The organism is Pseudomonas aestuarii, assembly GCF_027988105.1.
GTDB lineage: Bacteria > Pseudomonadota > Gammaproteobacteria > Pseudomonadales > Pseudomonadaceae > Aquipseudomonas > Aquipseudomonas aestuarii.
In genome coordinates this window covers 522357-546338 of sequence record NZ_JAQJZJ010000003.1, presented here as the reverse complement: position 1 = coordinate 546338, position 23982 = coordinate 522357, and the positions used below count along the sequence as shown (strand labels likewise).

At 60.7% G+C, this 23982-nt stretch carries 20 protein-coding genes; 11 read left to right on the top strand and 9 right to left on the bottom strand.

Annotation, left to right across the window (positions count from 1 at the left end; translation table 11 throughout):
• Positions 1-45 precede the first annotated feature (45 nt).
• The 3 genes from PH586_RS09550 to PH586_RS09540 all read right to left on the bottom strand — a co-directional run bounded on the left by PH586_RS09550 (position 46) and on the right by PH586_RS09540 (position 2132).
• On the bottom strand, positions 46-1122 hold the full coding sequence (locus PH586_RS09550; RefSeq protein ID WP_271347516.1) for a 3-deoxy-7-phosphoheptulonate synthase: 1077 nt from the start codon (positions 1120-1122) through the stop codon (positions 46-48).
• 167 nt (positions 1123-1289) lie between these two features.
• Positions 1290-1706 (bottom strand): PilZ domain-containing protein, encoded by a 417-nt coding sequence (locus PH586_RS09545; protein ID WP_271347515.1) that lies wholly within the window; start codon positions 1704-1706, stop codon positions 1290-1292.
• Positions 1707-1919: 213 nt separating this feature from the next.
• Positions 1920-2132: a hypothetical protein gene (locus tag PH586_RS09540; RefSeq protein WP_271347514.1), complete on the bottom strand. Its 213-nt coding sequence runs from the start codon at positions 2130-2132 to the stop codon at positions 1920-1922.
• A 312-nt stretch (positions 2133-2444) separates the two neighbouring features.
• Here PH586_RS09540 and PH586_RS09535 point away from each other — a divergent pair, with 312 nt between their 5' ends.
• From PH586_RS09535 to cysB, 3 genes are all read left to right on the top strand, one after another.
• The gene (locus PH586_RS09535) at positions 2445-3350 is read left to right on the top strand and encodes a 5'-nucleotidase (RefSeq protein WP_238041276.1); all 906 of its coding nucleotides are present in this window, start codon (positions 2445-2447) and stop codon (positions 3348-3350) included.
• A gap of 155 nt (positions 3351-3505) precedes the next feature.
• Positions 3506-4006: a universal stress protein gene (locus tag PH586_RS09530; protein ID WP_271347513.1), complete on the top strand. Its 501-nt coding sequence runs from the start codon at positions 3506-3508 to the stop codon at positions 4004-4006.
• A 130-nt stretch (positions 4007-4136) separates the two neighbouring features.
• Entirely contained in the window at positions 4137-5111 is a 975-nt protein-coding gene (gene cysB, locus PH586_RS09525; RefSeq protein WP_271347512.1) for an HTH-type transcriptional regulator CysB, read from the top strand.
• Positions 5112-5170: 59 nt separating this feature from the next.
• Here the strand turns inward: cysB and PH586_RS09520 are convergent, their stop codons facing one another.
• Positions 5171-5905: a phosphoadenylyl-sulfate reductase gene (locus tag PH586_RS09520; protein ID WP_271347511.1), complete on the bottom strand. Its 735-nt coding sequence runs from the start codon at positions 5903-5905 to the stop codon at positions 5171-5173.
• 232 nt (positions 5906-6137) lie between these two features.
• Between PH586_RS09520 and thrH the strand changes: the two genes are divergently transcribed.
• On the top strand, positions 6138-6755 hold the full coding sequence (gene thrH, locus PH586_RS09515; RefSeq protein ID WP_271347510.1) for a bifunctional phosphoserine phosphatase/homoserine phosphotransferase ThrH: 618 nt from the start codon (positions 6138-6140) through the stop codon (positions 6753-6755).
• An 84-nt stretch (positions 6756-6839) separates the two neighbouring features.
• Here thrH and pabB read toward each other — a convergent pair whose 3' ends face one another.
• The 4 genes from pabB to rloA form a co-directional block, all read right to left on the bottom strand.
• Positions 6840-8183, bottom strand: a complete 1344-nt coding sequence (pabB, locus tag PH586_RS09510; protein ID WP_271347509.1) for an aminodeoxychorismate synthase component I — start codon at positions 8181-8183, stop codon at positions 6840-6842.
• Between the two features lie 248 nt (positions 8184-8431).
• Positions 8432-9418 carry an alpha-L-glutamate ligase-like protein gene (locus PH586_RS09505; protein WP_271347508.1) on the bottom strand — a complete coding sequence of 329 codons (987 nt, stop codon included), beginning with the start codon at positions 9416-9418 and terminating at the stop codon, positions 8432-8434.
• Between the two features lie 3 nt (positions 9419-9421).
• The gene (gene rloB, locus PH586_RS09500) at positions 9422-10948 is read right to left on the bottom strand and encodes an osmotic stress tolerance membrane protein RloB (protein ID WP_271347507.1); all 1527 of its coding nucleotides are present in this window, start codon (positions 10946-10948) and stop codon (positions 9422-9424) included.
• Between the two features lie 5 nt (positions 10949-10953).
• Positions 10954-11505, bottom strand: coding sequence for a retropepsin-like aspartic peptidase RloA (gene rloA, locus PH586_RS09495; protein ID WP_271347506.1), 552 nt, complete (start codon positions 11503-11505; stop codon positions 10954-10956).
• A gap of 304 nt (positions 11506-11809) precedes the next feature.
• On the opposite strand from rloA, the gene PH586_RS09490 reads away from it, so the two are divergent.
• The 6 genes from PH586_RS09490 to prpD all read left to right on the top strand — a co-directional run bounded on the left by PH586_RS09490 (position 11810) and on the right by prpD (position 20448).
• Complete coding sequence (locus tag PH586_RS09490) at positions 11810-12547, top strand: GntR family transcriptional regulator (protein ID WP_271347505.1); 738 nt, start codon at positions 11810-11812, stop codon at positions 12545-12547.
• The gene (gene prpB / locus PH586_RS09485; RefSeq protein WP_271347504.1) at positions 12544-13440 is read left to right on the top strand and encodes a methylisocitrate lyase; all 897 of its coding nucleotides are present in this window, start codon (positions 12544-12546) and stop codon (positions 13438-13440) included. The genes PH586_RS09490 and prpB overlap by 4 nt, the downstream gene beginning before the upstream one ends.
• Positions 13441-13512: 72 nt before the next feature.
• The gene (gene prpC, locus PH586_RS09480; protein ID WP_271347503.1) at positions 13513-14676 is read left to right on the top strand and encodes a bifunctional 2-methylcitrate synthase/citrate synthase; all 1164 of its coding nucleotides are present in this window, start codon (positions 13513-13515) and stop codon (positions 14674-14676) included.
• An 11-nt stretch (positions 14677-14687) separates the two neighbouring features.
• On the top strand, positions 14688-17312 hold the full coding sequence (acnD, locus tag PH586_RS09475; RefSeq protein WP_271347540.1) for a Fe/S-dependent 2-methylisocitrate dehydratase AcnD: 2625 nt from the start codon (positions 14688-14690) through the stop codon (positions 17310-17312).
• 195 nt (positions 17313-17507) lie between these two features.
• Positions 17508-18695, top strand: a complete 1188-nt coding sequence (prpF, locus tag PH586_RS09470) for a 2-methylaconitate cis-trans isomerase PrpF (protein ID WP_271347502.1) — start codon at positions 17508-17510, stop codon at positions 18693-18695.
• Positions 18696-18963: 268 nt separating this feature from the next.
• Entirely contained in the window at positions 18964-20448 is a 1485-nt protein-coding gene (gene prpD / locus PH586_RS09465; RefSeq protein ID WP_271347501.1) for a 2-methylcitrate dehydratase, read from the top strand.
• A 14-nt stretch (positions 20449-20462) separates the two neighbouring features.
• On the opposite strand, the gene ppsR is transcribed toward prpD, so the two are convergent.
• Positions 20463-21281: a posphoenolpyruvate synthetase regulatory kinase/phosphorylase PpsR gene (ppsR, locus tag PH586_RS09460; RefSeq protein ID WP_271347500.1), complete on the bottom strand. Its 819-nt coding sequence runs from the start codon at positions 21279-21281 to the stop codon at positions 20463-20465.
• 176 nt (positions 21282-21457) lie between these two features.
• On the opposite strand from ppsR, the gene ppsA reads away from it, so the two are divergent.
• Positions 21458-23830: a phosphoenolpyruvate synthase gene (gene ppsA, locus PH586_RS09455; protein ID WP_271347499.1), complete on the top strand. Its 2373-nt coding sequence runs from the start codon at positions 21458-21460 to the stop codon at positions 23828-23830.
• Positions 23831-23982: the final 152 nt, after the last annotated feature.

Genomic DNA, 23982 nt, shown 5'->3' with positions numbered 1-23982 from the left:
TACAAAAACGCCGGGCATAGCCCGGCGTTTTTGTATCTGCAGCATTTAGCCGCGATGACGCTTAGGCAGTACATCCTTAAGTTTGGCATGCATGCTGAGCAGTGTTTTTTCAGTGGTATCCCAGTCAATACAAGCATCGGTGACGGACACGCCGTACTTGAGTTGATTGAGGTCTTTTGGAATCGATTGGCTGCCCCAGCCCAGATGACTCTCGACCATCAAGCCGACGATCGATTGATTGCCTTCAAGGATCTGGTTGGCAACGTTGTCCATCACCAAAGGTTGCAGCGCCGGATCCTTGTTCGAGTTGGCATGGCTGCAGTCGACCATGACATTCGGCCGAATACCGGCCTTGGTCAGTTCCTGATCGCAAACGGCCACACTGACTGAATCGTAGTTCGGCTTGCCGTTGCCGCCGCGCAACACTACATGACCGTAGGCATTACCCTTGGTGGTGACGATGGACACGCCACCTTCCTGGTTGATGCCGAGGAAGCGATGCGGGCTGGAAACCGATTGCAGCGCGTTGATCGCTACGGTCAGTCCGCCGTCGGTGCCGTTCTTGAAGCCAACCGCCGAGGATAAGCCAGAGGCCATTTCACGGTGAGTTTGCGATTCGGTGGTGCGTGCGCCGATGGCCGACCAGCTGATCAGATCCTGCAGATATTGCGGGGAGATCGGGTCGAGTGCCTCGGTAGCGGTTGGCAGACCCATTTCCGCCAAGTCGAGCAGCAACTGGCGGCCAATGTGCAAGCCGTCCTGAATTTTGAATGAGTCGTCCAGGTAGGGGTCGTTGATCAAGCCTTTCCAGCCCACGGTGGTGCGCGGCTTTTCAAAGTACACGCGCATCACCAGATACAGGCTGTCCGACACTTTTTCCGCAAGCGCCTTGAGGCGTTCGGCGTATTCGTGGGCCGCTTTGATATCGTGAATCGAGCAGGGGCCAACCACGACAAACAAGCGATGGTCTTTGCCATCGAGGATGTCGCGAATCACCTGGCGGCCAGTGGCGACAGTGTGCAGTGCGGTATCGGTCAGCGGAATTTCGCGCTTTAGCTGATCGGGAGTGATCAGGGTTTCGTTGGAGGCAACGTTGAGGTCATCGATCGGTAAGTCAGCCATCGTGCTTTTCATCAGGTCAGGGTCGTCAGGTCACGGGTGCCGGCCGCCAGCGCTCCCCGTGTGGCGGAGCACAGCCATTTATGAGCACAGCGGGGATACAGAACCTTAGCGCGTTACGGGCGGGCTAGACAATGGGTCTAAGGCTGTTAAACGGAACGAAACAGGGATTACAGGCTTGCATCGGCGAACTCAGCAGCGTGATGGGCGATCCATTCCTCGGCGATGCTCTCTATCGACAGATGTCTGCCCAGCTTCAGCTCGCGCTGCTGGCGGTAATGTTCGATCTGACAGACTTGTTCGACCATGCGGGCGCGAAATAAGGTGTCTTCGTCGATAAAGGCGATGCCGACCAGGTAGTCATCGGATCGTGTGCGGCACCAGGCTACTACCCCGGGATAGCGTGCCTGTTCGCCTAGCAGCGGGATGCGCAGCTCTATCGCTGTGCCACGGCGAAAACCGCAGCTGGAATTGCACGCCACCCCACCGAGGCTGATGTTGTTCAAGCGTTGCTTGGGGATAAAGGGCTGTTTGCGGAGCACCAACTCCACTGGCATATCGCTGGGGTGACGCAGAAAACGTCTCATGACAACCAACTCCCTACGCCGTCAATTTGACACTGTTGTGACAAGTATAGCGACTGGATTGCAACTTACTGACTTTGATGCAGATTGTCGTTTGCTGGATCTGCCGTTCACGGCTCTGGCTATGTTCACCAACACAGGCTGTAGCAGTTGTCGGCGGGCGCACCTAAACTGCCTTGGCGATCACTCGGGTGCCGGCAGCGAAGCCGCCACACGTCAACAGATCGTCGCTGCCGGGTAATGCTGTTCACGGCTGTATCGCTGGATTCCAGCTTCATGCCCGGTCTGCAAGGCGAAAGGGCAGAACCTGGTACGAAACACACCTCGCATCGGCAGGCGGGTGTTGCTCAATCCCGGTATCCGCACCTTGATGGCCGCAGCCGACAGCTGCACATTGATAATGGCGATAAAGCAGGAGGTGGTCGACACGGCGCTAGCCTGTGGGCATGAGATGCCGCAGGGCACCCTGTTAATTCGTTTGGCCGCGACTGATGTATCCCCGATTACCTGCCGGGCAGGTATCACGATGTGCTCCCGCAAGGGTCATGGAGCTCTAGGCAATCTAGCCCACGCCGCTGCACAGGCGGGTTGCAAGTTGCCGCGCACGCGCGCTTTGTATCAGTCATTGTGGTATCTCGAACGGGGAAACCAGCAGGATTGAGGGCTGGCAAGAAGACTGCCTCCTCCAGCCTTGCGTGAAGCGACCTTGATTGGCCAGTTTTTACAAACACCGAGGTAAGCATGAGCAAGGGAATGGGCGACAAGCTGGTGCTGGCGATTTCCTCACGGGCGCTGTTCGACCTGCGTGAGAGTCATCGTGTATATGAGGGGGAAGGGGTCGAAGCCTATCGTCGCTACCAGATCGAGCATGAGGACGAAATTCTCATGCCAGGCGACGCGTTTCCCTTGGTCGAGAAGCTGCTGGGGTTGAACACGACGCTGGGCCAGGCGCGGGTGGAAGTGATTCTGGTATCGCGCAACAGCGCCGATACCGGATTGCGCGCGTTCAACTCGATCCAGCACTACGGCCTTGGCATCTCGCGTGCAGCTTTTGTCGGTGGTCGCAGCCCTGATCCCTATCTGGCGGCGTTCGGCTGCCACCTGTTTCTCTCGACTCACGCCGAAGATGTGCGCAGCGCCCTGCGCTCGGGGTTTGGCGCAGCCACCATCCTCTCTGGTGGGGCGCGGCGGGCCGCGAGCAATGAGCTGCGTATCGCTTTTGACGGCGATGCCGTGCTGTTTTCTGATGAGTCCGAACGGGTCTATCAGCAGGGCGGCCTGGAAGCCTTCCAGAGCCACGAGCGCGAGTCGGCTCGTGAGTTGCTCGGCGGGGGACCCTTCAAGCCCTTCCTGGCGGCGCTGCACCTCCTGCAGCAGGAGTTTCCCGAGGAGGCCTGCCCGATTCGCACGGCCTTGGTCACTGCCCGCTCGGCGCCGGCCCACGAGCGGGTGATCCGCACCTTGCGCGAGTGGAATATTCGCCTGGATGAGTCGTTCTTCTTGGGTGGCCTGGAGAAGGCGGCGATCCTCGAGACCTTCGGCGCCGACGTATTCTTCGACGACCAGGCGGGGCATTGCGAGAAAGCCCGCGAGGTCGTTGCTACCGGGCATGTCCCGCATGGCGTGAGTAACGAGCCGCAGCTCTAGAATCTGCTCGAGCTGGGTTGCGGGTGCGCACCCGGTGGCGGCCAGGGCCTGGGCATATAACCATTCGTCCTGAAAGAGCGCAGTTTTGTTGACTTGCAGATGACACTGCTAAGCTCAAGAGAGGCCTGCCAGACGTAGGCAGTCTAGGAGACCGCATGATTCGCTCGATTCTCTACGCTACCGATCTTGGTCTTTATGCCCCCTATGTCTTGCAGCATGCCTTGGCGCTGACTCGCGCTTTCGATGCCAGCCTGTATGTCGTGCATGCAGTGGAGCCTATGGGGTTGTTTGCCGAATCGGTGCTGCAAACCTACCTGGATGAAGATCGGCTCAAGGAGCTGCGCTCTAAAGGCCTGAGTACGGTGATGGCGAGTATCGAGCAGCGGGTATTGGAGGGCTTTCGTGATGAACTCGGCGAGTCCCAGCATGAGCTCGACGTGATCCGTTCGGTGCAGGTGGTGCAGGGCGATCCGCCCTTGGTGATTCTCGAGGAAGCGCAGAAACGTGGGGTGGATATGCTGGTCGTCGGCAGTCATAGCCATGGTGCCGGTCTGGATATCCCCCTGGGACGCACTGCTGCACGGCTGGTGCAGTTGTCCGAAGTTCCCGTGTATCTGGTGCCGATGCTGCAGCATCGAGCCCGGGGCGAGCCTTGAGGTGGTTTTTCGCGGTGACGAATAATCAGCAATGCTAAAAAAATCGTCTAGATTTAATGAATTACCAATATATATGGTTATATGGCGCAGCCGTCCTGTGGCCGGCTTTTATCTGCTTTGAGGGATTTTTATGAAGCTTCAGCAACTGCGCTACATCTGGGAAGTCGCGCATCACGACCTCAATGTGTCGGCCACAGCGCAAAGCCTCTATACCTCGCAGCCGGGCATCAGCAAGCAGATACGTTTACTCGAGGACGAATTGGGCGTGGAGGTCTTCGCTCGCAGCGGCAAGCACCTGACCCGCGTTACCCCGGCGGGCGAGCGGATCATCACCACCGCCGGAGAAATTCTGCGCAAGGTCGAAAGCATCAAGCAGATTGCCCAGGAATTCTCCAACGAGAAGAAGGGCACCTTGTCCATCGCCACGACCCATACCCAGGCGCGCTATGCCCTGCCGGCCGTGATCAGCGCATTCATCAAGCAATACCCGGATGTGGCTCTGCACATGCACCAGGGCACCCCGATGCAGATCGCCGAAATGGCTGCCGACGGCACCGTGGATTTCGCCATCGCCACCGAGGGGCTGGAGCTGTTCAATGACCTGGTGATGATGCCCTGCTACCGCTGGAACCGCTGCGTGGTAGTGCCCCAGGGGCATCCGTTGAGCAAGTTGCCGAAACTGACCCTGGAGGCCCTCGCCGAACACTCGATCGTCACTTACGTCTTCGGCTTCACTGGCCGCTCCAAGTTGGACGAAGCCTTTGGTCACCGCGGCCTGACGCCCAAGGTGGTCTTCACCGCCGCCGATGCCGACGTGATCAAAACCTATGTGAGGCTTGGTCTCGGCGTGGGCATTGTGGCCAAAATGGCGGTGGATCCTATACTCGATCCTGATCTGGTGGTGCTCGATGCCGGCGATCTTTTCGAGTCCAGCGTGACCAAGATAGGTTTTCGCCGTGGCACCTTCCTGCGTGGATTCATGTGCGATTTCATCGAGAAATTCGCCCCGCACCTGACCCGCGATGTGCTGGCCAAGGCCGTGCAGTGTCATAACAAATCCGAGCTCGAAGAGTTATTCCGCGATGTCGAACTGCCGACTTACTGAGTGGCTTTCGAGCAAGAAAAACCCGGTCAGGTGCCGGGTTTTTCTTTCAATTCAGTGGGTCAATTCTTTGCGATCAGGTTGCCGGCGTGCAAGCCGCATTCCTTCTGCGTGGCTTCCTCCCACCACCAACGGCCTTCGCGCTCGTGCTGGTTGGGCAGTACCGGGCGGGTGCACGGCTCGCAGCCGATGCTGATGAAACCGCGCTCATGCAGGCTGTTGTAGGGGATTTCCAGCATGCGGATGTAGGCCCAGATGTCTTCGCTGCTCATCTGCGCCAGCGGGTTGAACTTGTACAGGGTGTTTTCCGGGGTGGAGAAAGCCGTGTCGATTTCCACTGCCGCGACCTGACTGCGGGTGCCGGGGCTCTGGTCGCGGCGCTGGCCGGTAGCCCAGGCCTTGGCCGTGGCGAGCTTACGCCGTAGCGGGGCAGTCTTGCGAATGCCGCAGCATTCGCCGTGGCCGTCCTTGTAGAAGCTGAACAAGCCTTTTTCCTTGACCAGCGCCTCCAGGGCAGCCGCGTCGGGGGAGAGCACTTCGATGGCGATGCCGTAGTGCTCACGCACCTGCTCGATGAAGCGGTAAGTCTCCGGGTGCAGGCGGCCGGTGTCGAGGCTGAAAACCTTGACGTTTTTGTTCAGCTTCCAGGCCATGTCCACCAGCACCACGTCCTCGGCGCCGCTGAAGGACAGCCACAGTTCATCGCCAAAGTGCTCGAAGGCAAGTTTGAGAATGTCCTGGGGCGATTTGTTGGCGTAGGTGGCGGCCAGTTCGGCTACATCGAATGGGTGGCTCATCGGGCTGGATTCCTGGTTGGGGTGGCGCTAGGAGGCTGCCGCCAGGTTGCTGTGCCTGGCATATCTGCGCCCTCGGGACGCTCTGTGCGCAGATGGTAGCAAAAAGGCGTTATACCGCTAAATAACCAAGTGCTAGGGTGTCCGTATAGTTTGGGTATAAGCCTTGCGTTGCGCAGCCTCCGGCGAGCCGCTAGAGTGCCGCCTACTTTCAAGCCCAATCTAGGAGTGTCCCGTGGAAATCGCTTGTCTCGACCTGGAAGGTGTTCTGGTCCCGGAGATCTGGATCGCCTTCGCGGAAAAAACCGGCATCGAATCGCTGAAAGCGACCACCCGGGATATTCCGGATTACGACGTGCTGATGCAGCAGCGCCTGCGCATTCTCGACGAGCATGGCCTGAAGTTGAATGACATCCAGCAGGTGATCGCCACTCTCAAGCCGCTGGACGGCGCGGTGGAGTTCGTCGACTGGCTGCGTGAGCGCTTTCAGGTGGTGATTCTCTCGGACACCTTCTATGAGTTCTCCCAGCCGCTGATGCGTCAGCTGGGTTTTCCGACGCTGCTGTGTCACAAGCTGGTCACCGACGAGAATGATCGCGTGGTGAGCTACCAGTTGCGCCAGAAGGATCCCAAACGTCAGTCGGTTATTGCGCTCAAGAGTCTCTACTACCGAGTAGTCGCAGCAGGCGACTCGTACAACGACACCACCATGCTCAGCGAGGCCCATGCGGGCATTCTGTTCCATGCGCCGGAAAACGTGATTCGCGAATTTCCGCAGTTCCCGGCGGTGCACACCTTTGACGACCTCAAGCGCGAGTTCATCAAGGCGTCCAATCGCGACCTGAGCCTGTAACTGCAGCTGCAGCTGCAAGCTGCACCTAGGGTGACGGCGAATGACGGTCGTCACTTCGTACCGGGACTCGCTTGCAGCTTGCCGCTACATCCCCTCCAGCGTTTCCAGCAAGACCTTCACCTTGGTGATGGACTCCTGGTATTCCGCCTGCCAGTTGGAGTCGGCGACTATCCCGCCGCCGCCCCAGCAACTGATCTGCCCGTCTTTGGCCAGTAGGCTGCGGATGGCAATCGAGCTGTCCAGCTCACCACGCACGTCCAGATAAAGCAGCGAGCCGCAATAGAGTGCGCGGCGTGTGGGTTCCAGCTCGTCGATAATCTGCATGGCGCGGATTTTTGGCGCGCCAGTGATCGAGCCGCCCGGGAAGCTGCCGGCGATCAGGTCCAGGGCATCCTTGCCTGGCGCCAGCATACCGGTCACCGCGCTGACCAGGTGGTGCACATTGGGGTAGCTCTCCAGGGCGAACAGCTCCGGCACGCGCACCGAACCGGTTGCGCAGCTGCGCCCGAGGTCGTTGCGCAGCAGATCGACGATCATCAGGTTCTCGGCGCGATCTTTGAGGCTGGCCAATAGGGCATCAGCTTGCGCGGCATCCTGCTCGGGGTCGCCGTGGCGTGGACGTGTGCCCTTGATCGGGCGGGTCTCAACGCGACCTTCACTGACGCGCAGGAAGCGTTCGGGCGACAGGCTGATGATCGCGCCGTTATCCGCCTGCGCCAGGTAGCCGGCGAAGGGGGTCGGGCAGGCGGCGCGCAAGGCGCGATAAGCCGTCCAGGGATCGCCCTGGTAGTGGCTGCGAAAGCGCTGGGCAAAGTTCACCTGGTAACAGTCGCCGGCCTGGATATAGGCCTGGATACGTTCGATAGCCTGGCGATACTCGTTCTCATCGATATCTGCCCGGAATGCCCTCGTCAGTCTGAAAGGGGCTTGCGCCTGTGCGTGAGGCGCATCGAACAGTTCGATCAGGCGCTGCCGTTGTTGACTGGACAGCGTTGGATGAAACATCAGCTGGCTGGTGCCCAGGTGATGGTCGGTAATCAGGGCCCAGGCATACAAGCCCAGTTGCGCATCGGCCAAACCCAGGTCGTCGCTGGCCTGGTCGGGCAGGCTTTCCAGGCGCCGGCCGAAATCGTAGCCCAGGTAGCCAATCAAGCCACCGACGAAGGGCAGTGGGCAGGCGTCAGGAGCTTTGGCTTCGCCCAGCGTCGCCAGGCTGGCGCGCAGGCGCTGGAGGAAGTCATTGGCCCGTTCTTCAGGCGCTGGGATCAGCTCGGCCATTGGCCAGGCGCTGATCAGGTCATAACGCCCACGCTGGGCGGCCGGACGGCCGGCATCCAACAGCACCGCGCCTGGTGCGTGACAGACGACACTGAAATAGGTGGCCGGATCGGCGCTGTAGGGTAGGGCGTGTACAAGGCAAATAGGCATGCGAAGCTATCAGAGGCGCGCGGCAGGCGATTGTAGAACGCCGGCAACATTCATCCTAGTGCTTCCGTCTGGAGGCTGAGCGGGCAAGCGCTGCCAGGTTTCCCTTTATCCGTGGACTGGATAAAAAAATACCGCTCAGTTCGTTTGAATGGGCGGTATTTCGGGTTTTCGGGTTTTCGGGCTTATTGGTCGCGGGTAGGCCCCCTGGCTTAGTGGCCGTAGCGTGAAAGCCCTTTAGGTGGTCTGGTTCAGGACTCTGCTTTGGGTGCGTGGCCAAACAGTTCCTGAGCGAAGTGCGTGCGTTCCTCCGGAGTCTCGATAATGCCTTTTTTCGCCAGTTCGGCCAGGCGCGCTTCCACGGCATGGGCGCGGTGAGTGAGGCCGCAGTCGTTGGCGATCTGGATGTTCAGGCCGGGGCGGGCGTTGAGCTCGAGAATCAGCGGGCCTTTCTCTTGGTCGAGAACCATGTCCACACCGATATAGCCCAGGCCGCATAGTTCATAGCAGCCGGCGGCCAGCTTCATGAAACCATCCCAGTTAGGTAGCTGCACGCCGTCTACCGAGTTGGTGGTGTCAGGGTGCTTGTTGATCTTGCTGTTCAGCCAGGTGCCGCGCAGGGTGACCCCGGTCGCCAGGTCCACGCCTACACCGATCGCGCCCTGGTGCAGGTTGGCCTTGCCGCCAGACTGGCGGGTCGGCAGGCGCAGCATGGCCATCACCGGGTAGCCCTTCAGCACGATGATGCGGATGTCCGGTACACCCTCATAGCTGATGCTCTTGAAGATGGGGTCGGGAGTGACGCGGTATTCGATCAGCGCACGGTCACGGTGACCGCCCAGCGAGTACAGGCCGGTGAGGATGCTGGATATCTGGTGTTCGATTTCCTCATGACTGACGATCTTGCCGGACACCGTTCGATAGCGATCCTCGAAGCGGTCGGCGATGACCAGGATGCCGTCACCGCCAGCGCCTTGTGCGGGCTTGACCACGAAGTCCGGGCGGTCGCCAATGATCTCGCGCAGCTTATCGATGCCTTTTTCGGTCTCGATCACGCCATACATTTCCGGCACATCGATGCCGGCGGCAATGGCCCGTTCCTTGGTGATGATCTTGTCGTCGACGATCGGGTAGAGGCTGCGCTTGTTGTACTTCAGCACGTAGTCCGCATTACGGCGGTTGATGCCCATGATGCCCTTGGCTTCAAGGGCCTTCCATGTTTTCCAGAGACCTAGCATGGCTCAATCCTTCAGGAAGGCTTTGAAGCGGAAAAGTTCGGTCAGGCGGTAACCGCGGTAACGGCCCATCGCCAGCATGAAGCCCACCAGGATCATCAGCACGGCCGGGAAGGTAAAGACGAAGTAGGTCAGCTGCGGCACGCTCATCAGCAGGTGAGCCAGGGTCGCGGCAACTAGGGTGCCGATTGCGACCTTGAAGGCATGACCGCCACCCCGTTCTTCCCAGGTGATCGACAGACGCTCGATGGTCATGGTCAGAATCACCATCGGGAACAGCGCTACCGAGAGGCCACGTTCGAGGCCGAGTTTATGGCTGAACAGGCTGATTGTCGCGATCAGTACCACCACGAAAGTCAGGACCACTGACAGTCTGGGTAGCATCTGCAGTTTCAGGTGCTCGAGGTAGGAGCGCAGTGACAGGCCCAGGGCGGTGATGATGGTGAACAGCATGATGCCGAAGCCCAGCTGGGTTTCACGGAAGGCCAGCGCGATCAGTACCGGGGTGAAGGTGCCCAGGGTCTGCAGGCCGCCGAGGTTGCGCAGGATCAGGATCACCAGCACGCCGATCGGGATCACCATCATGATCTGGAAGGTCTTCTGGGTAGAGAGCGGCAGGCTGTACATCGAGTATTCGAGGAAGTCGGCGTCAGTGTTTTCGTCGGTCAACTTGGCCAGGCGGATGGCATTCATCTCGCTGTTGCTCAGGGTGAAGCTGACGTTCGCTTGTTTGCCGCCTTCGAGGCTGACCAGGCTTTCGTCGCCGATCCACCAGATCAGGCGATCATTGGGCATGCCTTGCTGGCCAGTATCAGGGTTGAAGTAGAGCCATTTTTCACCGTTGAAACTGCGCAACCACAACTCGGGGTTTTGCTGGATCTCGGTAGCCAGGCGAATGGTGTGTACGCGCTCCATGGGCACGTGGGCAATGGACAGCAGCAGCTCGATGGCATCGGCTTTTTTCGCGGTCGAGGCATCGCCGCCCAGCAGCAGTTTGACGTTGTCGTCGTTGGCGTTGTTGACCCGCTTGATGGTCTCGCTGATGAAGGTTTCGACGTCCGCCGAGTGTTGCCGGATCGGTGCGAGCAGGGCCTCGGCTGCAATCTTCTCGGCACCTTCCACGGGAATGCTGTCGCGGAAGATCGGGCCTTCGCTCTTGGCTTGCTCGCCGCTGTAGCGCTTGGTCAGCACCAGGCGGTAGTAGAGGGTTTGCTTGCCGCTGGCGCGCCGGGCCGACCAGGTGACCTTGCGGTTGCCGTTGGCGCGGTTGATGCTCACGCCATAATTGTTGGAGATGAAGCTCTCGTTGAGGCTGACGTAATCCTGATTCAGTGGCGGCACGAACATCTGCAGCTTGACCGGCTCACGCGGGCTGGCCTGGAACTCGACTCTGGCGTCGATATTCCACAGGTCATCGGTTTCATCTTCGGTCAGTGGTATGCCGAGAATGAATATTTGATAGGCCGTAATCAGAATGCCCAGACCCACCAATAGCGTGATCAGGATTTTCAGATGCAGGTTAAGAGAGCGCATAGGCATTACTCATTAGGGGTGGCGCCAATGTTTGCGTCAGGAGGACAGCCAGGCATGCCAGCTGCGTATTTAAGGCTTGGATCGACAAGTGCGCTGAAACGCTTGAGGGCATCGGAGCCGATCAACAGCGGGTATTGGAATGCACTACGGTCGGTCAAGTTCACTTCGATTGTGCGCAGGGCTAGGCCCATGCAGATATCCAGCTCAATGACCGGGCGCGCGGTATAGGTTTTTTCTTCCTCTGGATCATAGTCGCCAGCGCGGCGTTTGATTTTGCTTATCCGCGCCAGCGGGCGCTCTATCGGGTGGGCGTGGGCATCGTCGATTGCCAGGAAGAAGCGCACCCAGGGTTCACCTTCTCGTTTGAAACGTTTGATGTCCCGCGCGCTCAAGGACGCAGTCTTGGCGCCTGTATCCAACTTGGCCGGCACTTGCAGGCCGAGGTTGAACAGCATGGCGTGTTCATTCAGGCCGTATACGGCCTTCTCTGCGGCGGCGAGACCCAGGCCAGGCGGTAACAACAGGCAAATCAGCAGGGCGAAGGGCTTGAGTCTCATAAGTCCTATTAAGGTATAGCGCGGTCATCGGATAACAAGACCAGCTGGCGAGGCGGCACGGCCGCTGCGCCTGGTGTGATCTCTAACGGGCATGGCAGCAAAGCTAGGCCAGACGCAAGTGGTCGGCATTCTATCACGGGGGTTTTGCCGCTGCGACAGACGCTTATAGACGTTTATCCAAGAAATGAGGGTAGGTCAGAACTTTTTGTTATCCGAATGATTGTCGACAGTGTTGCTTGCGTATTTGACATGCGCCCCGTTAGCGGGTACTTTTTTGGAAAATATTGCAGGTAGTGTCGACAATATGCCCGATACCATTGAGTTGCCCCGTATCGTTCAAGATGATTCGGAAACGCTGTCCGAGCATGTTTTTCGCCGTATTCAGGCCGCTATTGTCAAAGGCGAGATCGCACCAGGCAGCAAGATTTCCGAACCGGAACTTGCACGCACCTATGGCATCAGTCGCGGGCCGCTGCGCGAGGCGATTCACCGCCTCGAGGGGCAGCGTCTATTAGTGCGCATTCCCCATGTGGGCGCACGGGTGGTGTCGCTTGATCACGCCGAGCTGATCGAGCTCTATGAGATCCGTGAGTCGCTGGAAGGCATGGCCAGCCGCCTGGCCGCCGAGCGTATGAGTCAGGCGGAAATCGATGACCTGCGCCGGGTGCTCGATCTGCATGAGCAGGATGCGGCCTTCAAGGCGGGCGTCGGCTACTACCAGCAGGAAGGCGACTTCGATTTCCATTACCGGATCATCCAGGGCAGCGGCAACCGTACCCTTGTACAGATGCTCTGCGGTGAGCTGTATCAACTGGTGCGCATGTACCGCCTGCAGTTCTCGGCCACACCGAACCGCCCGCGTCAGGCGTTCGCCGAACACCACCGCATTCTCGACGCCATCGCAGACCGCGATGGCGAACTCGCAGAGTTACTCATGCGCCGTCACATCGGTGCATCCAAACGCAATATCGAGCGCCACTTCGCCATGAGCATGGGGCAGGGCGCGCCAACCAAGACAGCCAAACCCCGAGGTGAGTCATGAGTCAGCTTTCCAGCCAGAGCCGTCCCGGCCAGCGTTTCCGCGATGCGGTTGCCGCAGAGCATCCTTTGCAGGTCGTGGGTGCGATCAATGCCAACCATGCGCTGCTGGCCCAGCGCGCCGGTTTCAAGGCGATTTACCTCTCTGGTGGCGGCGTGGCAGCCGGCTCGCTGGGCTTGCCGGACTTGGGGATCACCGGGCTGGACGATGTGCTGACCGATGTGCGGCGGATCACCGACGTCTGCGACCTGCCGCTGCTGGTGGATGTCGACACCGGCTTCGGCTCCTCGGCGTTCAACGTGGCGCGTACCGTCAAGTCGATGATCAAGTTCGGCGCTGCGGCAATTCATATCGAAGACCAAGTGGGCGCCAAGCGCTGCGGTCATCGGCCGAACAAGGAAATCGTCACCCAGCAGGAGATGGTCGACCGGATCAAGGCAGCAGTGGATGCACGCACCGACGACAGCTTCGTGATCATGGCGCGCACCGATGCCCTGGCCGTCGAAGGCCTGAACTCGGCGCTGGATCGCGCAGAGGCTTGCATCGAGGCTGGCGCCGACATGATTTTCCCCGAGGCGATCACCGAGCTGGCGATGTACAAGACCTTCGCCGACCGCATCAAGGCGCCGATCCTGGCCAACATCACCGAGTTTGGCGCCACGCCGCTGTTTACCACCGATGAGCTGGCCGGTGTCGACGTGTCCCTGGTGCTTTATCCGCTCTCGGCCTTCCGCGCCATGAACAAGGCGGCCGAAAACGTCTACACCGCGCTGCGCCGTGACGGCACCCAGAAGAATGTAATCGACACCATGCAAACCCGCATGGAGCTCTACGAGCGCATCAACTACCACGCCTTCGAGCAGCATCTCGACGCGCTGTTTGCGGCCAAGAAATAACCGGCGCGCGAGCCTCCGCGGCCCGCGCATAACAAGAGATACCCGACCGGATCGGATGAGGAGAGACAAGCGATGAGCCAGACCCCAGAAACCACTACCCCAGGCTTCAAGCCGAAGAAATCCGTAGCCCTGAGCGGCACCGCCGCCGGCAACACCGCGCTGTGCACCGTCGGCCGCACCGGCAACGACCTGCACTATCGCGGCTATGATGTTCTCGACTTCGCCAATCGCTGCGAATTCGAAGAAATCGCCCACCTGCTGGTCCACGGCAAGCTGCCCAACGTCGCCGAACTGGCTGGCTACAAGGCCAAGCTCAAGGCCCTGCGCGGCATTCCTGCGGCCCTCAAGGCGTCCCTCGAGCAACTGCCGCCATCCGCTCACCCGATGGATGTGATGCGCACCGGCGTTTCGGTGCTGGGCTGCCTGGCGCCGGAGAAGGACGACCACAACCACCCCGGTGCGCGCGACATCGCCGACAAGCTGATGGCCTCGCTGGGCTCCATGCTCCTGTACTGGTATCACTTCAGCCACAACGGCAAGCGCATCGAGGTCGATACCGACGACGACTCCATCGGTGGCCATTTCCTCCACCTGTTGCATGGCGAGGCGCCGCGCGAGTCCTGGGTGCGTGCCATGCACACCTCGCTGAACCTGTACGCAGAGCATGAATTCAATGCATCGACCTTCGCCTCGCGCGTAGTCGCCGGCACCGGCTCCGACATGTACTCGGCGATTGCCGCGGGCATCGGCGCGTTGCGTGGGCCCAAGCATGGCGGGGCCAACGAAGTGGCCTTCGAAATCCAGAAGCGCTATGACAACCCGGACGAGGCCGAGGCCGACATTCGCGCGCGGGTCGAGAAGAAGGAAGTGGTCATCGGCTTCGGTCACCCGGTGTATACCGTCAGCGACCCGCGCAACAATGTGATCAAGGAAGTCGCCCGCGAGCTGTCCATCGAGCAGGGCAGCAGCAAGATGTACGACATCGCCGAGCGACTGGAATCGACCATGTGGGACATCAAGAAGATGTTCCCCAACCTCGATTGGTTCAGCGCCGTCAGCTACCACATGATGGGTATTCCGACTGCCATGTTCACCCCGCTATTCGTGATTGCTCGCACCTCGGGCTGGTCCAGCCACGTCATCGAGCAGCGTATCGACGGCAAGATCATTCGCCCGAGCGCCAACTACGTCGGTCCAGAAGACCTCAAGTTCGTGCCGCTCAAGGATCGCCCATGACCATGAACAGTATGAATAGCCAATACCGCAAGCCGCTGGCCGGCACCGCGCTGGACTATTTCGACACCCGCGCGGCGGTGGATGCCATTGCCCCCGGTGCCTACGCCAAGCTGCCTTATGTCTCCCGCGTGCTGGCCGAGCAACTGGTGCGCCGCTGCGAGCCGGACGCCTTGACCGATGCGCTCAAGCAGCTGATCGAACGCAAGCGTGACCTGGATTTCCCCTGGTATCCGGCCCGCGTGGTGTGCCACGACATCCTCGGTCAGACCGCGCTGGTGGACCTGGCCGGTCTGCGCGACGCCATCGCCGAGAAGGGCGGCGACCCGTCCAAGGTCAACCCGGTGGTGCCGACCCAACTGATCGTCGACCACTCCCTGGCCGTGGAAGCCCCGGGCTTCGACCCGGATGCCTTCGCCAAGAACCGCGCCATCGAAGATCGGCGCAACGAGGACCGTTTCCACTTCATCGAGTGGACCAAGACCGCGTTCGAGAACGTCGATGTGATCCCGGCCGGCAACGGCATCATGCACCAGATCAACCTGGAGAAGATGAGCCCGGTGATCCAGGCTCGTCCGGATGAAAATGGCAAGCGCGTGGCCTTCCCCGATACCTGCGTGGGCACCGACTCGCATACCCCGCACGTCGATGCCCTGGGCGTGATCGCCATCGGCGTCGGTGGCCTGGAAGCCGAAACCGTGATGTTGGGCCTGCCGTCGATGATGCGCCTGCCCGATATCGTCGGGGTCAAGCTGATTGGCAAGCGCCAGCCCGGCATCACCGCCACCGACATCGTGCTGGCCATCACCGAGTTCCTGCGCAAGGAGCGCGTGGTGGGTGCCTGGGTCGAGTTCTTCGGCGAGGGTGCCGACAGCCTGACCATCGGCGATCGCGCGACCATCTCCAATATGTGCCCGGAATACGGCGCTACCGCCTCAATGTTCTATATCGACCAGCAGACCATCGACTACCTCAAGCTCACTGGCCGCGAGCCGGAGCAGGTAGCGCTGGTGGAAAACTACGCCAAGACCACCGGTCTGTGGGCGAGCGCGCTGGAGTCTGCCGAGTACGAGCGCGTGCTCGAGTTCGACCTGTCCACGGTGGTGCGCAACATGGCGGGCCCGAGCAACCCGCATCGCCGCTTGCCGACCTCGGCGCTGCATGAGCGCGGAATTGCCGACGAAGCCAAACTGGCGGCTGGAAAAATTGAAGAAAGTGAAGGCCTGATGCCCGACGGCGCAGTGATCATCGCCGCCATCACCAGCTGCACCAACACCTCCAACCCGCGCAACGTGGTCGCCGCCGGCCTGGTGGCGAAAAAGGCCAATGCCCTGGGCCTGGTGCGCAAGCCGTGGGTCAAGACCTCGTTTGCCCCGGGTTCCAAGGTCGCCAAGCTGTACCTGGAAGAAGCCGGCCTGCTGTCGGAGCTGGAGCAGCTCGGCTTCGGCATCGTCGGCTACGCCTGCACCACGTGCAACGGTATGTCCGGTGCACTGGACCCGGTGATTCAGCAGGAAATCATCGACCGCGACCTCTACGCCACCGCGGTACTGTCCGGCAACCGCAACTTCGACGGCCGTATCCATCCGTACGCCAAGCAGGCCTTCCTGGCCTCGCCGCCGCTGGTGGTGGCCTACGCCATCGCCGGTACCATGCGCTTCGACATCGAGCAGGACGTGTTGGGTACCGACAAGGCTGGCAACCCCGTCACCCTGAAGGACCTGTGGCCGAGCGACGAGGAGATCGACGCGATTGTCGCCGCCAGCGTGAAGCCGGAGCAGTTCAAGCAGATCTACATCCCGATGTTCGATCTGGGCACTATTGCGCAAGCCGAAAGCCCGCTGTACGACTGGCGGCCGATGTCCACCTACATCCGTCGCCCGCCGTACTGGGAAGGCGCCCTGGCCGGTGAGCGCACGCTCAAGGGCATGCGCCCGCTGGCGATCCTGCCGGACAACATCACCACCGACCATCTGTCGCCGTCCAACGCCATCATGCTGGACAGCGCCGCCGGCGAATACCTGCACAAAATGGGCTTGCCGGAGGAGGACTTCAACTCCTACGCCACCCACCGCGGTGACCATTTGACCGCGCAGCGCGCCACCTTCGCCAACCCGCAGCTGGTCAACGAAATGGCCGTGGTCGATGGCCAGGTGAAGAAGGGTTCGCTGGCCCGCGTCGAACCGGAAGGCCAGGTGATGCGCATGTGGGAAGCGATCGAAACCTACATGAACCGCAAGCAGAACCTGATCATCGTCGCCGGTGCCGACTACGGCCAGGGCTCGTCCCGTGACTGGGCGGCCAAGGGCGTGCGCCTGGCGGGTGTGGAAGTGATAGTGGCGGAAGGCTTCGAGCGCATCCATCGCACCAACCTGGTGGGCATGGGCGTGCTGCCTGTCGAGTTCAAACCGGGCACCACCCGGCTGACTCTCGGCCTCGACGGCACCGAGACCTATGACATCCAGGGCGAGCCGTCGCCGCGCTGCGAGCTGACCCTGGTCATCCATCGCCACAACGGCGAAGTGACCCGGGTGCCGGTGATCTGCCGTCTGGATACCGCCGCGGAAGTCAACGTCTACAACGCTGGCGGCGTGCTGCAGCGCTTCGCTCAGGACTTCCTCGAGGGCGCCGTCGCCTGAACCCGCAGGGCGGACATGCCCAAGGCTTGTCCGCCGTTACGCGGTTGTCATGCCACGGCACTGCACTGGACAAGGTGTTGCCATGTCCAGCCTACGGATTACGACAAAACCTGTAGCTCGGATGCAATCCGCTGATGACGTTGATCGGTTCGTCCCAGATTGCATCCGGGCTACTTTCATTTCAGGACAGCATCCATGAACCATTTGCCCCAAGTGAAAATCCCCGCCACCTATATCCGTGGCGGTACCAGCAAGGGCGTGTTCTTCAAACTGGACGACCTGCCCGAGCGCTGCCAGGTGCCGGGCGAAGCCCGCGACAAGCTGTTTATGCGGGTAATCGGCAGCCCCGATCCCTATGCCGCGCAGATCGACGGCATGGGCGGCGCTACCTCCAGCACCAGCAAGTGCGTGATCCTGTCCAGGAGCAGCCAGCCGGATCACGATGTCGACTACCTCTATGGCCAGGTGTCGATCGACAAGGCCTTCGTCGACTGGAGCGGCAACTGCGGCAACCTGTCGACCGCCGCCGGCGCCTTCGCCATTCACGCCGGGCTGGTCGATCCAGTACGTATTCCGCAGGATGGCACCTGTGTGGTGCGCATCTGGCAGGCCAACATCAACAAGACCATCATCGCCCATGTGCCGGTGAGCAATGGCCAGGTCCAGGAAACCGGCGACTTCGAGCTGGACGGGGTGACCTTTCCCGCCGCCGAGATCATCCTGGAGTTCCTCGATCCGTCCGATGACGGCGAGGAGGGCGGTTCGATGTTTCCCACCGGCAACCTGGTCGACGAGCTCGAGGTGCCGGGCATCGGCACTTTCAAGGCAACCATGATCAGCGCCGGCATTCCGACCGTGTTCGTCAATGCCGAGGATATCGGTTACCAGGGCACCGAGCTGCGCGAGGCCATCAACGGCGACCCCGAGCAGCTGGCGCGTTTCGAGAAAATCCGCGTGGCCGGAGCCCTGCGCATGGGGCTGATCAAGACGGCGGAAGAGGCGGCCACCCGACAGCACACGCCGAAGATCGCCTTTGTAGCCAAGCCCAAGGATTACGTTTCATCCAGCGGCAAGACGGTGCAGGCGAGCGAAGTCGATCTGCTGGTGCGCGCGCTGTCCATGGGCAAGCTGCACCACGCGATGATGGGTACCTGTGCCGTGGCGATCGGCACTGCCGCGGCGATTCCGGGCACCCTGGTGAACCTCGCGGCTGGCGGCGGTGCGCGTAGCGCCGTGCGCTTCGGCCATCCTTCGGGCACCCTGCGGGTTGGCGCCGAAGCCAGTCAGGTCAACGGCGACTGGACGGTGGTCAAGGCGATCATGAGTCGCAGCGCCCGCGTGCTGATGGAGGGCTGGGTGCGCGTACCCGGCGATGCGTTCTGAGGCGTTTGGCCTAAGCTGAAGAAGAGCCCGCACAAGCGGGCTTTTCGCCTTCTGGGCTGGCATGTCGGGGTTCCACGGGGCGCGAAGCGGCCAGCCGTGGCCTCCTGGCTTGGCCCGGATAACCCGTGGGGGGTGCTCCCGCATGGCAGCGGCACCTGCTCGATGAAATCAGGCGGGTTGCCGATTGCCTCAACGCCGTGATGCACGCAGGGGTATTGCGTTTCCCCGAGAGGCAGGGCCCTAAAGCCGCCGAAGGAGGAGTGAACCCATGAGCGCCAATGTCGATCTGAACGTCCGTCCCGATTATGACCAGGTGATCCAGGACGTCGCCGACTATGTCTTGACCTACAAGGTCAAGTCCGCCGAGGCCCTGAATACCGCGCGCAACTGTCTGATGGACACGCTCGGCTGCGGTTTGCTGGCGCTGCGCTTCCCGGAGTGCACCAAGCATCTCGGGCCGTTCGTCGAGGGCACTGTGGTGCCGCATGGTGCGCGCGTGCCGGGCACCAGTTTCCGTCTCGATCCGCTCAAGGCCGCCTGGGACATCGGCTGCATGGTGCGTTGGCTGGACTACAACGACACCTGGCTGGCGGCCGAGTGGGGCCATCCGTCGGACAACCTCGGCGGTATCCTGGCCGTGGCCGACCACCTGTCGCAGCAGCGTGTGGCCCGGGGCGAAGCGCCGCTGAGCATGCGCGCGGTGCTCGACGCGATGATCATGGCCCACGAGATCCAGGGCGTGTTCGCCCTGGAAAATTCCTTTAACCGGGTCGGTCTGGATCATGTGCTGCTGGTCAAGCTGGCCTCGACCGCCGTCTGCGCCAGGCTGATGGGGGCCACTCGCGAGCAACTACTGTCGGCTATCTCCCATGTCTTTGTCGACGGTCAGGCACTGCGTACCTACCGCCACGCACCGAACGCCGGGTCGCGCAAGTCCTGGGCGGCCGGCGACGCCACCAGCCGTGGTGTGCGCCTGGCCGATATCGCCATGCGTGGCGAGATGGGCATTCCTGGCGCGCTAAGCGCGCCGCAGTGGGGGTTCTACGATGTGCTGTTCAGTCACACCAACAATGACCTGGCGCTGAAGCCGGTCGCGGCGCGTCAGTTCAGTTTCTCGCAGGGGTTTGCCAGCTACGTGATGGAAAACGTGCTGTTCAAGATCAGTTTTCCGGCCGAGTTCCATGCGCAGACCGCCTGCGAGGCGGCAGTCATCCTGCATCCGCAGATCCGGGATCGCCTGCACGAAATCGATAGAATCGTCATCACCACCCACGAATCGGCGATTCGCATCATCTCCAAGGTGGGCACCTTGGCCAATCCGGCCGACCGCGATCACTGTATCCAGTACATGACTGCCGTACCGCTGGTCTTCGGCAACCTGGTGGCCGAGCAGTATGAAGACGACTTTCATGCCGCCCACCCGATCATCGACGAGTTGCGCGAGAAGATGGAGATAGTCGAGGACCCGCGCTACACCCGCGAGTACCTGGAAGCCGACAAGCGTTCGATTGCCAATGCCGTTCAGGTGTTCTTCAAGGATGGCTCATCGAGCATGCAGGTCGCGGTTGAATACCCGGTCGGTCACCGTCGCCGTCGCGCCGAAGGCATCGCGCTGCTGGAGGACAAGTTCAGGGCCAATCTGGCAACCCGCTTCAGTGCCCAGCGCAGCGCGCAGATTTTCCACCTGTGTAAGGATCAGGCGGCGCTAGAAGCCACGCCGGTGCAGCGGTTCATGGATATGTGGGTGATATGAATGCCCGCACCAGCCTATTTCAGGCGGCGTTCGACGCCTTTTTCCACCAGAATCTTCGCGGAAATCTCTTCCACGGAAAAATACGTGGAATTGATGAAGTTGATATTTTCACGGCGGAACAGGCTCTCCACCTCGCGTACCTCGAACTCGGCCTGGGCGAAGCTGGCGTAGCGACTGTTGGGCTTGCGTTCATGACGAATGGCGGTCAATCGATCCGGGTCGATGGTCAGGCCGAACAGCTTGTCTCGGTATTTTTTTAGCACGGCAGGCAGCTGCAAACGCTCCATGTCGTCTTCGGTCAATGGGTAGTTGGCGGCACGAATGCCGTATTGCATGGCCATATACAGGCAGGTCGGCGTTTTGCCGCAACGGGAAACGCCGACCAGGATCAGGTCGGCCTTGTCGTAATAGTGGGTGCGGGCGCCGTCATCGTTGTCCAGGGCAAAGTTCACCGCCTCGATCCGTTCCATGTAATTGGAGTTGTGCCCGATGGAGTGCGACTTGCCGACCGAGTAGGACGAATGCGAGCTCAATTCCTGCTCGAGGGGCGCGAGAAAGCTCGAGAAGATGTCAATCATGAAGCCTTCGGATTCGGCTAGAACCTCGCGGATTTCCTGGTTGACGATGGTATCGAAGATGATCGGCCGCGCATCGTCATTCTCGGCAGCACTATTGATTTGTTGTACCATTGCGCGCGCTTTTTCCACACTGTCGATATACGGACGTGTGAGTTTAGTGAAGTTGATGGTTTCGAACTGCGCCAATAAGCTCTGACCCAGGGTTTCGGCCGTAATGCCGGTGCCGTCGGAGATGAAGAAAGCGGTTCGTTTCATTTGTACCGTGGGCCTTAAGCTGAGGACGATTCTTGGCTATCATGGGCCCGCTTTTGCAGGCCGGAAGTGGCTGCATTGTTACTTATTTTCCAGGGCCCGGCCACAATCGTGCGGACATGCGCCGCCGAATTTCCCAGCCCCTTGAGCTTTTCCAACACCTTAGTGGAGAGATCACCTTGGTAGAGTACGTAGTTTCCCTCGATAAGCTCGGCAATCACGATGTTGAGCACGTAGGGGGCAAGAACGCCTCCCTGGGCGAGATGATCAGCAACCTTGCTGGCGCCGGTGTATCGGTTCCCGGTGGTTTCGCCACTACCGCCCAGGCCTACCGCGACTTTCTCGAGCAGAGCGGCCTGAATGCGCAGATCCATGCGGCGCTGGATGCCCTCGATGTTGACGATGTCAATGCTCTGGCCAAGACCGGTGCGCAAATTCGTCAGTGGGTGATGGAGGCCCCTTTCCCGGAGAAGCTCGATGCGGAGATCCGCAAGGCCTTCGCCACCATGTCCGGCGGCAACGAGCACATGGCTGTAGCCGTACGTTCCTCGGCCACCGCGGAAGACTTGCCGGATGCCTCCTTCGCCGGCCAGCAAGAGACCTTCTTGAATATCCGCGGCGTGGACAACGTGATCCGCGCGGCCAAGGAAGTGTTCGCTTCACTGTTCAATGACCGCGCCATTTCCTACCGCGTGCACCAGGGCTTCGACCACAAGCTGGTGGCGCTGTCCGCCGGCGTTCAGCGCATGGTGCGTTCGGAAACCGGCACCGCCGGGGTCATGTTCACCCTCGACACCGAGTCGGGCTTCCGTGACGTGGTCTTCATCACCGGCGCTTATGGCCTCGGCGAAACCGTGGTGCAGGGGGCGGTCAACCCCGACGAATTCTATGTGCACAAGCAGACTCTTGAGGCCGGTCGCCCGGCGATCCTGCGCCGCAACCTGGGCAGCAAGGCGATCAAGATGATCTACGGCGACGAAGCCAAGGCCGGTAAGTCGGTCAAGGTGGTCGATGTCGACCGCGCCGAGCGCGCGCGTTTCTGCCTGAGCGATGCCGAGGTCAGCGAACTGGCCAAGCAGGCCATGATCATCGAGAAGCACTACGGCCGGCCGATGGACATCGAATGGGCCAAAGACGGCGATGACGGCAAGCTATATGTGGTCCAGGCCCGTCCGGAAACCGTGAGAAGCCGCACCAATGTCAATGTGATGGAGCGCTACCTGCTCAAGGAAACCGGCACCGTTCTGGTTGAGGGCCGTGCAATCGGCCAGAAGATCGGCGCCGGCAAGGTGCGGGTAATCAATGACATCTCCGAAATGGACAAGGTACAACCAGGCGACGTGCTGGTTTCCGATATGACCGATCCGGACTGGGAGCCGGTCATGAAGCGTGCCAGTGCCATCGTCACCAACCGGGGCGGGCGCACCTGCCACGCGGCGATCATCGCCCGCGAACTGGGTGTTCCGGCGGTGGTTGGTTGTGGCAATGCCACCCAGGTGCTGAAAGATGGCCAGGGCGTGACTGTGTCCTGCGCCGAGGGCGACACCGGCTTCATTTTCGAGGGCGAGCTGGGCTTCGATGTCCGCACAAACTCCGTGGATGCCATGCCCGACCTGCCGTTCAAGATCATGATGAACGTCGGCAACCCCGATCGCGCCTTCGATTTCGCCCAGCTGCCGAACGCCGGCGTGGGCCTGGCTCGTCTGGAGTTCATCATCAATCGGATGATCGGCGTGCACCCCAAGGCACTGCTGAATTTCGCCGGCTTGCCGCCGGAAATCAAGGACAGCGTCGAGAAGCGCATCGCCGGTTACGACGATCCGGTCAACTTCTATGTCGAGAAGCTGGTCGAGGGCATAAGCACCCTGGCGGCGGCGTTCTGGCCGAAGAAGGTCATCGTGCGCCTGTCCGACTTCAAGTCCAATGAATACGCCAACCTGATCGGCGGCAAGCTCTACGAGCCGGAAGAAGAGAACCCGATGCTCGGCTTCCGTGGCGCCTCGCGCTACATCAGCGAGTCCTTCCGCGATTGCTTCGAGCTGGAATGCCGGGCAATGAAGAAGGTGCGCAACGAGATGGGCCTGACCAACGTCGAGATCATGGTGCCTTTCGTGCGCACCCTCGGCGAAGCCAGCCAGGTAATCGACCTGCTGGCCAGCAATGGCCTCAAGCGCGGCGAGAACGGGCTGCGTATCATCATGATGTGCGAACTGCCGTCCAACGCGATTCTGGCTGAAGAGTTCCTCGAGTTCTTCGATGGCTTCTCGATTGGCTCCAACGACCTGACCCAGTTGACCCTGGGCCTGGATCGCGACTCCGGCATCGTTGCGCACCTGTTCGATGAGCGTAATCCGGCGGTCAAGAAGCTGCTGTCCAATGCCATTCAGGCCTGCAACAAGGCCGGCAAGTACGTCGGCATCTGTGGTCAGGGGCCATCCGATCACCCGGATCTGGCCAAATGGCTGATGCAGCAGGGCATCGAAAGTGTGTCGCTGAACCCTGACTCGGTATTGGATACCTGGTTCTTCCTGGCGGAAGCCCAGCCATCCTGATTTACCGTTAACCTTCTGATTCAAGGGCAGGTTAATCCTGCCCTTTTTTGTGTTTTACACATCCATGTGCTTCACCCGTCCGGGGCTGGCGCGCAAAACGCTTCTGGCGTTTTTGTGGGCTGCCACCCTGGCGACCACCCAACGGGCCGTCG

Bases quoted from the DNA above. Each gene is read 5' to 3' on its own strand.
- PH586_RS09550 (WP_271347516.1), bottom strand. From the start codon at position 1,122: ATGGCTGACTTACCGATCGATGACCTCAACGTTGCCTCCAACGAAACC.
- PH586_RS09545 (WP_271347515.1), bottom strand. From the start codon at position 1,706: ATGAGACGTTTTCTGCGTCACCCCAGCGATATGCCAGTGGAGTTGGTG.
- PH586_RS09535 (WP_238041276.1), top strand. From the start codon at position 2,445: ATGAGCAAGGGAATGGGCGACAAGCTGGTGCTGGCGATTTCCTCACGG.
- PH586_RS09530 (WP_271347513.1), top strand. From the start codon at position 3,506: ATGATTCGCTCGATTCTCTACGCTACCGATCTTGGTCTTTATGCCCCC.
- cysB (WP_271347512.1), top strand. From the start codon at position 4,137: ATGAAGCTTCAGCAACTGCGCTACATCTGGGAAGTCGCGCATCACGAC.
- PH586_RS09520 (WP_271347511.1), bottom strand. From the start codon at position 5,905: ATGAGCCACCCATTCGATGTAGCCGAACTGGCCGCCACCTACGCCAAC.
- pabB (WP_271347509.1), bottom strand. From the start codon at position 8,183: ATGCCTATTTGCCTTGTACACGCCCTACCCTACAGCGCCGATCCGGCC.
- PH586_RS09505 (WP_271347508.1), bottom strand. From the start codon at position 9,418: ATGCTAGGTCTCTGGAAAACATGGAAGGCCCTTGAAGCCAAGGGCATC.
- rloB (WP_271347507.1), bottom strand. From the start codon at position 10,948: ATGCGCTCTCTTAACCTGCATCTGAAAATCCTGATCACGCTATTGGTG.
- rloA (WP_271347506.1), bottom strand. From the start codon at position 11,505: ATGAGACTCAAGCCCTTCGCCCTGCTGATTTGCCTGTTGTTACCGCCT.
- PH586_RS09490 (WP_271347505.1), top strand. From the start codon at position 11,810: ATGCCCGATACCATTGAGTTGCCCCGTATCGTTCAAGATGATTCGGAA.
- prpB (WP_271347504.1), top strand. From the start codon at position 12,544: ATGAGTCAGCTTTCCAGCCAGAGCCGTCCCGGCCAGCGTTTCCGCGAT.
- prpC (WP_271347503.1), top strand. From the start codon at position 13,513: ATGAGCCAGACCCCAGAAACCACTACCCCAGGCTTCAAGCCGAAGAAA.
- acnD (WP_271347540.1), top strand. From the start codon at position 14,688: ATGAATAGCCAATACCGCAAGCCGCTGGCCGGCACCGCGCTGGACTAT.
- prpF (WP_271347502.1), top strand. From the start codon at position 17,508: ATGAACCATTTGCCCCAAGTGAAAATCCCCGCCACCTATATCCGTGGC.
- prpD (WP_271347501.1), top strand. From the start codon at position 18,964: ATGAGCGCCAATGTCGATCTGAACGTCCGTCCCGATTATGACCAGGTG.
- ppsR (WP_271347500.1), bottom strand. From the start codon at position 21,281: ATGAAACGAACCGCTTTCTTCATCTCCGACGGCACCGGCATTACGGCC.